This is a genomic window from Lactiplantibacillus sp. C232, assembly GCF_023806725.1.
GTDB classification, from domain to species: Bacteria; Bacillota; Bacilli; order Lactobacillales; family Lactobacillaceae; genus Lactiplantibacillus; species Lactiplantibacillus plantarum.
Map to the genome: position 1 here is coordinate 70,477 of NZ_JAMSKZ010000014.1, position 11,739 is coordinate 82,215.

The window sequence follows — 11,739 nt, forward strand, 5'->3', positions numbered from 1 at the left end:
CGTTAATTTTCAGTCTCGCCAGACGTTATATCGCTTAATTTTACAATCCTATGAGCACCCTTATCAGCATAATTCGCTCCCTTGATTGGTGAGTGAACCCCGTGACTTGAACTTAACGCGTAAAATCAGTAATATGGTTAAGGATTACAGATTTTGCGGGAGGGTGAGTATTCTGGCACAAGCAGAAACCGAGACGCTTTTTCAGGTCTTAGATCAATCAGTTCAAGTTTTGATGCAACAACTATCCGTTTCTTACGTGGATGCGCTCATTGAGACTGGCGATAATTTATTAAGCCAATCTGTACATGTTGAGGATGGCAAGCCAAATCCGGAACAGACGGCAGCTTTAACAAAGCTCTATCAAACGATCGACTTAAAACAATTGGACGCCGAAACAATTCGGCGTGCGCTTCAGTTGGCCTTACTAAAGGCGATTCATAATGATCACGTTGATCCAAACCATCAAATGACACCAGATTCGATTGGACTGTTAACGGCATACTTGATTGCTAAGTTAGTTGGATCGACGACTGATTTGTCAATTTTGGATATTGCTGTCGGGACTGGTAACTTATTAACTACGGTCATAAATCAGTTGCAGACGGACCGGCCACGTCCGATTCAGGGTTACGGAGTCGATAATGATGATAATCAGTTGGCAATCGCCGCGATGAGCATGGATCTCCAACGATCAGCAGTGGAGTTGTTTCATCAAGACGCAATTGATTCCCTGGTCATGCCGAAAACGACCGTTGTAATTGGTGATTTGCCAGTGGGGTACTACCCATTGGATGACCGTGTCCAAGGTTTTCAAACGAAAGCGACGAATGGTCATTCTTACATTCATCATTTGATGATGGAGCAAGCGATGGCTCATTTGTTACCGGGCGGCTGGGGTGTTTTCCTTGTTCCAACGACGATTTTTCAGTCGCAAGAGTCTCAAGGACTGTTAAAATGGATGAGCACTGCGGCTTACCTCCAAGGTCTGTTGAACTTGCCGACTAACCTTTTTCTTGATGAAAAATCACGAAAATCAATTGTTGTTTTACAGAAACATGGACAACGGGCCCACCAAGCAGGTAAAGTATTACTAGGCGACTTTCCATCATTTGAGGATCAACGTGCCTTTCAAGCGTTTACCGCTCAAATTGATGCGTGGGTCGACCAGAATATTATTCGCTAGGAGTGTGTCGTTTGGGGAAGACCATTGCCATCAACGCTGGTAGTTCGACGTTGAAATTTAAGTTATTTGAAATGCCACAGGAACGGGTGATTGCACAGGGCGCTGTTGAACGAATTGGATTCAAAACTTCACCGGTCAATATTCGCTATGGCGTTGATCATCATTACCAAGAGAAAGCCGTAGTCGCGGACCATTTGGCTGCCGTGAATATCGTTTTGGATGAGTTAATTAAATTGCGAATTATTGACTCATATGATGAAATTACTGGGGTCGGTCACCGGGTCGTTGCTGGTGGCGAGCAATTCCATGATTCAGTTTTAATCACTGACCAAGTGCTTAAGCAGATTACGGATCTGGCCGAATATGCGCCATTGCATAATCCGGCTAATGCGGTCGGTATTCGTGCTTTCAAGCGGGTACTACCACATGTGCCCGCGGTCGCTGTCTTTGATACGGCGTTTCATGCAAGTATGCCGGCGGTTAACTATCTATACTCGTTACCGTATGATTACTATCAACGATATGGTGCTCGCAAGTTTGGCGCTCATGGAACGAGCCATCGCTACGTCGCGGTGCGAGCAGCTAAATTATTGGGCCGACCGCTCGAAACGTTGAAGCTGATTACGTTGCATTTAGGTGCGGGAAGTTCGATTACGGCGATTGATCATGGACAGTCACTAGATACCTCGATGGGATTTACGCCGTTAGCTGGTATTACAATGGCAACGCGCTCGGGCGATGTGGATCCGTCGCTGGTTGCTTATCTCATGAAAAAGCTTAATATTAGCGATCCTGATGAAATGTTAACGATTTTGAATACGCAGTCAGGCTTACTGGGGCTAGCTGGTTCTGCAGATATGCAGGAGCTCGAGGCACGTTATGATGAGGACTCACAGGCTCAGTTAGCTATTGATATTTTTGTCAATCGGATCGTTAAGTATGTCGGTGCTTATTTGGCTGAGCTACAAGGTGCGGATGCATTAGTGATAACGGCTGGTATCGGTGAACGGGATGCACGGATGCGACAACGAATCGCGGATCGGTTGACCTACTTTGGCGTCGCGATTGACCCGACTAAGAATCAAGTCAGTGGTGTCGAACGGGACCTGAGTACGACCGATGCGAAGATTCGGACGTTACTCATTCCTACTGATGAAGAACTTATGATTGCCCGCGATGTTGAGCGCGTGGCTCAGAATCAGTGATCAGCATCGTTTCAATATGATTAAGGTTGTAAAGAGGCACGCGGATGAAAATCCGGGTGCTTTTTTAGATGCTGAAGTGAAAGTTATTCATGTTAGTATGCGTTGCCTTCACTTTATTCACGTAGCGGGAGCGTTCACTGGTTTAGTCAACTAACAAAGCTGAATCCCAGCCATGCAAGTTAGCAAACGCTTACGCGTACATAAGATGAATTTCGCTAGCAAACAATGGTATAGTCCAATCATGTGATTTTCTTAAGCGTGGCCTTTTGAATGCTAGGAATTTGGCCGCTATAATAATTTCAAGGGGAGTGCAAAGATAATGACGAAAGAAAATTCACAGCCTGCGACGGAACAACTCTCGCGAGGCTTAAAAAGCCGCCATGTTCAATTAATTGCCATCGGCGGCACGATTGGGACCGGACTGTTCTTAGGGGCCGGTCAATCTATCCACTTGGCGGGGCCAGCGATCCTGATCGCATACTTAGTGACCGGTTTAGTGTGCTTTTTATTAATGCGGGCGTTAGGTGAACTACTGTTATCTGACCTTCATACGCATTCTTATATTGATTTTATTAAGCAATACTTAGGTGATAAGACCGGCTTTGTGGCTGGATGGACGTATTGGGTTTGCTGGATCACGATTGCGATGGCCGAAATTACGGCTGCTGGTGAGTATATGCAGTTTTGGTGGCCTAGGTTACCGCAATGGCTTCCGGGGCTGATTATCTTGATTTTATTGCTGGGCTTGAATTCTATTAATGTCTCAGCGTTCGGTGAAACTGAATTTTGGTTTGCGATTATTAAGATCGCTGCTATCTTGGCATTAATTGCTGTTGGGATTGGCATGGTCTTGTTTAGCGTTAAGACCCCTGTGGGCCACGCCAGCTTAACCAATTTGGTTAGTTATGGCGGTTTTATGCCACACGGAATCAAAGGCTTAGTGCTTTCCTTCCAGATGGTCCTGTTCAGTTTTATTGGGATCGAGATGGTCGGCATGACAGCTTCTGAGACGGCTGATCCGAAGACGGTGATTCCCAAAGCAATCAATGATATTCCCGTGCGGATCATTCTGTTTTATGTTGGGTCACTATTCTTTCTAATGTGTATGTACCCGTGGCAATACTTTTCAGCGGCACACAGCCCGTTCGTACAAGTATTCACCAATTTGGGAATTCGTTCAGCGGCTGCGATTATCAACTTCGTAGTGCTCACGGCGGCCGCTTCTAGTTGTAATAGTGCGTTATTCAGTACCGGGCGGATGTTATTCTCACTAACGTATGATGGCAAAAGCAAGTTTGCCAAACGAATGGGGACACTATCGACCCGCCAAGTTCCCCGCAATGCGTTATGGTTCTCGACTCTGGTGATTGGGTTGTCAGTAATTCTAAACTTACTGATGCCTGGGAAAGTCTTCTCGCTGATTGCGAGTGTATCGACTACTTGTTTTATCTTTATTTGGGGCGCAATCGTCGTCGCACATATCAAGTATCGACGTCAAGCGGGCAGTCAGGCTAAAGTGAAATTCCGGATGCCACTGTTTCCGTTATCTGATTACTTCATTCTAGTGTTCTTAGCTTTTATCGCTGTTGTTCTCTGTCTGAAGTTTGAAACGTTAATCGCGTTACTCGTGTCAGCGGTCTGGGTGGTTGGCTTATACATTGTCAAGATCGTTAGTGACCGAATTCGTCAACGGACACACGACTAGTCAGCAATAACCAGGAGTGCTGATTGGCTATCAAGTAGGTTAACTAATGGGATTTATGAAGTGCACTTAACTCTGCCGATTGCAGTTAAGTGCACTTTTTGACGATATTAGCTAGATTTGTGAATATGGGTTGGTCATAAAACATGGTTCCAGTGCTGACAAAGCAATAAACTTAAAACTGTTCTAGTGTCTTTTAGAACGGTGCGCGGTACAATGATAAATGACTAACGCGTTGTGTCAGGTGTTCTTTAAAATGGTTCATGATTAATACGTGCTGTTCAGTAAGTGCCAAAACTGTCAGCTTTGACTCGGTGGAAACGGTTTGTTTAGTATAAACTTGCCGAGTTAGTGTGCCATATGATGACTGACAGTCGTAATAGGATTCGAATGACTGACATGGGTACATGCTGACGAACGGATAAGTCAGCTTTTCAAGCAAAAGTCATGAAATTCGCTAGACATGACACATCCGATTGATGTTACAAATGTAAATATACGAATAAGAGGTTTGAACGATGCAATATTTTACGTCCGACACACATTTTTATCATGCTGATTTGTTGGGGGACAACGACTTTGCGCCCCGGCTATTTCCAGATGTAGAGACAATGAACCAAGCGATTGTTGACCATTGGAATGCCCGTGTGACGGATCAGGATACAGTCTATCATTTAGGCGATGTTGCGCTGTATTTTACGCGACCAGCGAAATTGTCTTATGAGCGGGTTTTTGCACTCTTAGCACAGTTAAATGGCAAAATCATTTTTATAAAGGGAAACCATGATTCACGGGCCTTCTTTAAGTATTTGGCTGCTCATGATCCACAGTTGAATGGTCAACCGAAGTTTGAATTTCACGACGTGGGGGTACTGATTAAGTACGACCACCGCCAATACTATATGACGCACTACCCAATGATGATGGGGATCGTCAAACAAATTATCAATTTGCACGGGCATATTCATCATTATGCCGTCAACGTCAAGGAGAACATCAACGTGGGTGTCGATACACCAGAAGTCGATTACTTGGACCATCCGGTGCCCTTTGGAACGCCATTTTCACTGGCCGAGATCGAGCAGATGGTTGACGGTAAAGCCATTGATTTTGCCAAGCGCCAGTAAGCGAGTGCTTGACCGACTTTGGTGAATGCTTTAGGATTAACAAAGACAACGATTGAGGGGCGATTGACCGTGGACGAGCAAGTCACGATTCTGCATACCAATGATATTCATTCGCATTTTGAAAACTGGCCACGTATTCAACGGTATTTATTAACCGAACGTGAGCAGCGCCGGCAATCTGGAAGCCATGTGATCACGGTTGACCTCGGCGACGCGGTTGATCGTGCCCATCCACTCTCAGAAGCCACTCAAGGGCAGGCCAACGTGGCGTTATTGAACGCGATTGGCTATGATGCGGTTACGATTGGCAATAATGAAGGACTGGGTTTAACGCACGCGGCCTTAAACCGGTTGTATGACCGCGCCAACTTTGATGTTGTTCTCGGTAATTTGACAGATACTGCAACGCAACGACCGCCGCAGTGGGCATTACCAGCTAAAATCATTACAACTGCACGGGGGACACGAGTCTTGTTGCTGGCATTTACGGCACCGTTTACGTTGACTTACCCGTTGAACGGTTGGACGCCGGCCAGTGTTAAGACGCGATTCCCAGAGTTGTTACGACAATATGCAGGGCAATATGATGTCTTAATCGTGATGTCCCACCTTGGTATCAATGTCGATCGGTGGTTAGCAAAACAGTTTCCGGTGATCGATGTTGTTATTGGCAGTCATACGCATCATTTACTGGTGAACGGTGAACTGAAAAATGGGGTCCTGATAGCGGCAGCTGGAAAATACGGTGAGTATATTGGGCGAATTGAACTGACGATTGATCATCAACATCACGTTAAAGCGGCCGCGGCGCATACCGTTGCCACGGCCAGCTTACCAATTGTGGCCGGTGATGAAACGTTGATTACTGGCTGGGAGCAACAGGGTGAAACGTTACTCACGCGGCAAGTTGTTGCGAAGGTGCCGACGCAGCTGCGGCCACATTGGCACCATGCAAGTGATTTGACGGCCCTCGGGCTAGCGGCCATTACGGACTATGCCAAAACTGATCTAGGTATGTTGAACGGTGGCCTGTTCATGCGGGATCTTCCCGCAGGCATGGTCAACCGAAATGATTTACATACCATGCTACCTCACGCGATGCATGTTATTCGAGTGACGTTAAGTGGTGAAGCATTGTGGCGCTTAGTCTATGAGATGGAGTTAGTTCGCCCGTTTTTGAACAAATTTCCGATTAAAGGAATGGGATTTCGTGGTCAAGTCTTTGGTTATATCCAGTACCAGGGCCTCACGTGGAAAACGGGACAGCATACATTACTAGTGAATGGTCAGCCGGTCAATCGGCAACAAACGTACCAGATTGCGTTATTAGATCATGATTTATTCATTCCGTTTTTCCCGACCATTAATATCAGTGGTCGAACTGAGATATTATTTGAAGCCATGTTAAGAACGGTTGTTGGCGATTACTTAATGCGTCGATGGCCGGTTAAATAAGAGAAAGGTGGTGTCAATGTGAATCGCGAACATATTGATGAACTAGCTGAACAACAAGCGGAACGGCGGCGCAATTTGTATCATGGATTACGAACTGATAAGACCCACTTTGAAGTTAGCAAGCACCCGTTTGAAATCGTGTACGATTATCGCCAAGGGTTTGACCTCGACAAGTTCGTTGAGCGCTACAGCTCAATTTTAAATAAATATGATTATATTGTCGGTGATTGGGGCTTTGAACAGTTACGGTTAAAAGGTTTTTTCCGTGATGATATGAAAGATGTCCAGCGCTCACAGACGATTGGGGCGGTCCAAGACTATCTGTACGAATATTGTAATTTTGGTTGCGCCTATTTTATCATTAAAAACGAACGGGTCATTAAACCTAAGCGTACCAGTCGCTCACGTAAGGATGATCGGCGGGGAAAGAAAAACACTAATAGTCGGCAATCCCGAGCGCGGAGTAACCGTAACAGTAGTCGCAGCAAACAACGGCGGAAGTCTCATAGCTTCACCACTAAGCAGAAGGCCGCACCGTTTACTGAAAAGCGGCGGCAATCGGCGAAAGTTACGGCCGGTAATGGTAAGCAAGCGCAAACAACGAAGCAGAGTAGTGGTAAACGCCACTTTACGATTCGACAAAAGTAGGAACAGAGAGAGGTATTTTGATTGGGTAAGTACAAGGGTTATTTAATTGATTTAGATGGAACAGTTTATCGTGGTCGGGAACGTATTCCTGCTGCTAAACGGTTTATTGAACGACTACAGGCTAGTCAGACTGATTTTTTATTGGTCACGAATAACACGACTAAATCACCAGAAGATGTGGCTGCAAACTTAGCGAACAATCACGATATTCATGTGAGTCCTGCGAATGTTTATACGGCAGCGTTAGCGACGGCAGACTATGTTAATGACCTTGCAGGTGATGGTGATAAAACGATGTACGTCATCGGGGAACTTGGCTTGAAGGGTGCAATGTTGGAAAAGGGCTTCAAGTTCGATGAGCGCACACCTAGATTCGTAATCGTTGGTTTAGACTATGATGCGACCTACCATAAATTTGAACTTGCTACGCTGGCAATTAAGCGGGGGGCTAAGTTCATTGGCACCAACGCGGATACTAATCTTCCAAATGAGCGGGGGCTAGTGCCAGGTGCTGGTTCAGTAATTGCGATGGTCGAACGGGCCACCCAACAACGTGCAACTTACATTGGTAAGCCGGAGACAATTATTATGCAGAAAGCGGTCGACCGGATTGGTCTCGATAAGCACGATTGTGTGATGGTTGGTGACAATTATATGACGGATATCTCAGCGGCAATTAACTTTGGGATTGACTCCTTATTGGTGTATACCGGTGTCTCTACCCCTGAACTAGTGGCACAACAGGCCGTCAAACCAACTAATGAGATCAATTCTTTGGACGAATGGGACCTAGACGATGGTGTGGCTAAATAAATTTAAAAATGCGGCTCAGTGGCTGAGTTTATACTTATGGTTAGTGAGTGGCACGATAATTGTAACAATCAACGCGAGCTGGTTGTATTTTGCCAATGCGGTTGGTCAAAAGTTAGGCGCAACTGTGAATTTGACATTGGGACGGCTGATGACGAACTACTATCAGCTGTTAGCATATCTTAACTTTCCGTGGGTACCCAAATTAACTATGAACGATTTTACGGATTCGACGAGTGCGTTGGTTCACTTTGCGGATGTGAAGAATCTATTTATGCTTGATTACGGTGTGTTTATCGTCACGAGTGTTGTGGTCTATTTTTTTTGGCAGCGACTACGACGTGATCGACAATTGTGGCGGTTAGTATTACCGATGCAGACAGCCCTCTGGGTACCACCAGTAGTGACCGTTATAATGGCTATCAATTTTGATCAGTTCTTTATCATGTTCCATAAGATCTTATTTCGCAATTCGGACTGGTTGTTCGATCCACTATTGGACCGAATCATTTTGGTCTTGCCGGATACGTTCTTCGGTCAGTGCTTTGTTCTAGCGTTTATCCTGATTGAGTGGTCTTTTTTTTACTTACTCAGTATCGGCAGACAAGCGTTACGTGAAGCGGATTAATGAAGAGTATTTACAGTGGACACTGCATTTTAAGTTAGATTATAAAAGGCCGGTCAGCTATTATTAGCTGATCGGCCTTTTATAATTGGATTAATCTTCGTTTTCAGTTGGATGGCTAAAGCGTGCGCGGATAGCAGAGAAGACAGCTGGAATCAGTGAAACCAGGATGATTCCAATGACAACCATCGAAAAGTGTTCCTTAACGAACGGGATATTACCGAAGTAGTAGCCACCACCACAACAGAGAATGACCCACAGGACACAGCCGATAACGTTGTAGCGAATGAATTGTTGATACTTCATTCGCGAACTGGCAGCTACAAATGGGACAAAGGTTCGGATGATTGGCATGAAGCGTGCGATGGTCACGGTGATGCCACCATGTTTTTCGAAGAATTTTTCGGACTTTGCCAGCTGTTTTTGATTGATCAGTCTACCAAACCAGGATGTTTCAGTTAGGCGTTCTCCTAGGGAATGACCAATATAGAAGTTAAGTGAGTCGCCCGCCAAAGCTGCCACCAAGAAGAGAATGACAAAAGTCCAGATATGTAAGCCATAGGTTGGATTAGCGGCGAGTGCGCAAGCTGCAAATAAAAGGGAGTCACCGGGAAGAAATGGTAAAATGACCGCGCCAGTCTCAATGAAGATGATGGCAAAGAGAATTAGGTAGGTCCAGATTCCAAAACTATTCACGATGGTGACTAAGTGCTGGTCAATGTGCAACACAAAATCGATTAAAAAACTCATGGTTACCTCCAAGTAATGTGAAATTAATCCTATCTAGGTTACCAGAAAATCAGTGGAAATACTATGCTTAGTCGCTAATCGCAAGAAATCCTTACAAATGGCTAGCATTTAATCGAGTTCTCTTGTATTATCAAGATAATCTTAATAGAAAACGGGTGATTTTGTGGCATTTCCACAATTAGATTTAAGTCAGGTCGATGGACCAAAAGCAACAATCAAAACTAACTTTGGTGATATTAAGGTTCAACTATTTCCAAAGCAGGCCCCCAAGAGTGTTGAAAACTTTGTTGGTTTAGCTCAGAAGGGTTACTACGATGGCATTATCTTCCACCGGGTCATTCCTGATTTTATGATTCAGGGTGGTGATCCAACCGGTACCGGGATGGGTGGCGAAAGTTTGTGGGGTAAACCATTTGAAGATGAATTCTCACAAGAGGTTTTCAACTTGCGAGGGGCATTATCAATGGCCAACGCTGGTCCTAATACGAACGGTAGCCAATTCTTTATCGTTCAAAAGCCACAATTAGATGCTGGGATGAGTGATCAGATGAAGCAAGCTGGTTATCCGGAAGAAATCGTGACTGCGTATGGCAATGGTGGCACGCCCTGGCTAGATTTCCGGCACACTGTTTTTGGTGCAGTTAGTGATGGGATGGATATCGTTGATAAGATTGCGGCCACTGAGACTGGTATGCAGGATAAACCAGTGAAGGATGTTGTGATCGAAACAATTACAATTGAAGATTAGTTAGTTTGAAAGAAATCTGCGGCTGCGGGTTTCTTTTTTTGCAATTACGATTTTGCAATCCGCTGTATTCAGGTTATAATATTGGGGATTAGAATTATCGACAATATAGAATGAATGAGAAAGGATGGTATGATCGTGAGCAATTATCGAATTGGTATGCGGGTACACGGACGAGTCACTGGTATTCAACCATATGGTGCTTTTGTCACCTTAGATGGTGAGCATCAGGGATTGATTCACATTTCAGAGTGTCATGAAGGATACGTTAAAAGTATTACGGAGTATCTAAAGGTTGGTCAAGCCGTAGATGTTATTATTTTAGATATTGACGAATATACTGGAAAAATCAGCTTATCATTACGTTGTATCGAGCATCAACCGCATCCGACGGTCAATGATTTGGAAATCTACAAGACTTTTCGGCATAAGCATTTTTGGACGAATCGGCATGTTCATGCTGGCTTTGAACCAATTGCCAATCATTTAGCGAGTTGGACTTCGGATTCACTAAATCGATTGAAAGCGGGTGAGTATTAGTGCAGAAAAAAGTTGCCGGGACAATTATTTATAATGACCAGCAAGGGTCGCACTTTTTAGTTAAGCATTCTACTAATGGATACAATTTTTATCAGTTGCCAGTACGAGCAGGGCATTCGCCCTTAGCGTCAGTATTGTGGGATTTGCGATATACGATTGGTATTGATGTTGACCAATTGCGCTTGTATGATTCGATTATGGCTGAGCTGGATGATGAAAAAGTTGCGGTCTTTGTCTTTGACCACCTAGCTGTTGACGGGCAGGTACGTGCAAAGTTTGATCGTCAAGGGCTCGAGTTTGTTCTAGCCAGTGAATTGCACGAGTTATTTACGAGTGTTCGTGTGAGTGAAACAATGCCGTTTACGAATTTATCAAAATAAATTCGAATAAAGGGTTGACCTGCATACTAATACTTGATAATATATATCTTGTCGCTGCGAGCACTGCTGTTAAACAGCTAGCCGCTAGCACTTACATTGTTTCATTTCAAATTGTTGTAAGTGAATAAATATTCAAAACAGCAAAAAAGTTATTGACATGAGTAATCGCTAATGATAAGATATTTCTTGTCGCGTTAACAATTCAACTGATTGAGGTGTTAACGATTATGTTATGGTAATAACGTTTCAAATTCATTTGCATAGTTATTCAACTTCTTAAATAAAGTTGTTGACAAGGAAATGATGAAATGATATTATGTAATAGTTGTGTTAAGCGATTAACGCACGGAATTAGATCTTTGAAAACTGAACAAAGTTTCGACGAATCAAATGTGTAGGGTCTCTTGATTTTGAATCAAGAGCAAAACATTTGCGAAGTCAATTCGCTAGTGAATAAATTTTAGTACAACATTAAATGAGCTTTTTAGAACTCATCATTAATTTGAGAGTTTGATCCTGGCTCAGGACGAACGCTGGCGGCGTGCCTAATACATGCAAGTCGAACGAAC

Annotated in this window: 12 protein-coding genes and 1 rRNA gene; 12 read left to right on the forward strand and 1 reads right to left on the reverse strand. The window is 44.2% G+C overall.

The window, feature by feature from the left end:
* Nucleotides 1–133 precede the first annotated feature (133 nt).
* The 8 genes from MZO41_RS12775 to MZO41_RS12810 all read left to right on the forward strand — a co-directional run bounded on the left by MZO41_RS12775 (nt 134) and on the right by MZO41_RS12810 (nt 8,758).
* Nucleotides 134–1,183 (forward strand): class I SAM-dependent methyltransferase, encoded by a 1,050-nt coding sequence (locus tag MZO41_RS12775; protein ID WP_003641554.1) that lies wholly within the window; start codon nt 134–136, stop codon nt 1,181–1,183.
* 11 nt (nt 1,184–1,194) lie between these two features.
* The gene (locus MZO41_RS12780) at nt 1,195–2,388 is read left to right on the forward strand and encodes an acetate/propionate family kinase (protein ID WP_003645437.1); all 1,194 of its coding nucleotides are present in this window, start codon (nt 1,195–1,197) and stop codon (nt 2,386–2,388) included.
* Nucleotides 2,389–2,707: 319 nt separating this feature from the next.
* Complete coding sequence (locus tag MZO41_RS12785; RefSeq protein ID WP_003641557.1) at nt 2,708–4,093, forward strand: amino acid permease; 1,386 nt, start codon at nt 2,708–2,710, stop codon at nt 4,091–4,093.
* Between the two features lie 515 nt (nt 4,094–4,608).
* Nucleotides 4,609–5,217, forward strand: coding sequence for a metallophosphoesterase (locus tag MZO41_RS12790; RefSeq protein WP_003641558.1), 609 nt, complete (start codon nt 4,609–4,611; stop codon nt 5,215–5,217).
* Between the two features lie 69 nt (nt 5,218–5,286).
* Nucleotides 5,287–6,672: a bifunctional metallophosphatase/5'-nucleotidase gene (locus MZO41_RS12795; RefSeq protein WP_003644625.1), complete on the forward strand. Its 1,386-nt coding sequence runs from the start codon at nt 5,287–5,289 to the stop codon at nt 6,670–6,672.
* Nucleotides 6,673–6,690: 18 nt separating this feature from the next.
* Nucleotides 6,691–7,320, forward strand: coding sequence for a YutD family protein (locus MZO41_RS12800; RefSeq protein ID WP_013355700.1), 630 nt, complete (start codon nt 6,691–6,693; stop codon nt 7,318–7,320).
* A 21-nt stretch (nt 7,321–7,341) separates the two neighbouring features.
* Nucleotides 7,342–8,133: a TIGR01457 family HAD-type hydrolase gene (locus MZO41_RS12805; protein WP_003641561.1), complete on the forward strand. Its 792-nt coding sequence runs from the start codon at nt 7,342–7,344 to the stop codon at nt 8,131–8,133.
* The gene (locus tag MZO41_RS12810; protein WP_003641562.1) at nt 8,117–8,758 is read left to right on the forward strand and encodes a TIGR01906 family membrane protein; all 642 of its coding nucleotides are present in this window, start codon (nt 8,117–8,119) and stop codon (nt 8,756–8,758) included. Before MZO41_RS12805 ends, MZO41_RS12810 begins: the two co-directional genes overlap by 17 nt.
* A 90-nt stretch (nt 8,759–8,848) precedes the next feature.
* Here the strand turns inward: MZO41_RS12810 and MZO41_RS12815 are convergent, their stop codons facing one another.
* The gene (locus MZO41_RS12815) at nt 8,849–9,505 is read right to left on the reverse strand and encodes a VTT domain-containing protein (RefSeq protein WP_003641563.1); all 657 of its coding nucleotides are present in this window, start codon (nt 9,503–9,505) and stop codon (nt 8,849–8,851) included.
* Between the two features lie 163 nt (nt 9,506–9,668).
* Here MZO41_RS12815 and MZO41_RS12820 point away from each other — a divergent pair, with 163 nt between their 5' ends.
* The 4 genes from MZO41_RS12820 to MZO41_RS12835 form a co-directional block, all read left to right on the forward strand.
* On the forward strand, nt 9,669–10,253 hold the full coding sequence (locus tag MZO41_RS12820; RefSeq protein WP_003641564.1) for a peptidylprolyl isomerase: 585 nt from the start codon (nt 9,669–9,671) through the stop codon (nt 10,251–10,253).
* A 129-nt stretch (nt 10,254–10,382) separates the two neighbouring features.
* The gene (locus tag MZO41_RS12825) at nt 10,383–10,790 is read left to right on the forward strand and encodes a CvfD/Ygs/GSP13 family RNA-binding post-transcriptional regulator (RefSeq protein ID WP_003644624.1); all 408 of its coding nucleotides are present in this window, start codon (nt 10,383–10,385) and stop codon (nt 10,788–10,790) included.
* On the forward strand, nt 10,790–11,170 hold the full coding sequence (locus MZO41_RS12830; RefSeq protein ID WP_003641566.1) for a hypothetical protein: 381 nt from the start codon (nt 10,790–10,792) through the stop codon (nt 11,168–11,170). The genes MZO41_RS12825 and MZO41_RS12830 overlap by 1 nt, the downstream gene beginning before the upstream one ends.
* Before the next feature lie 498 nt (nt 11,171–11,668).
* A 16S ribosomal RNA gene (locus tag MZO41_RS12835) occupies nt 11,669–11,739 on the forward strand; the annotation flags it as partial.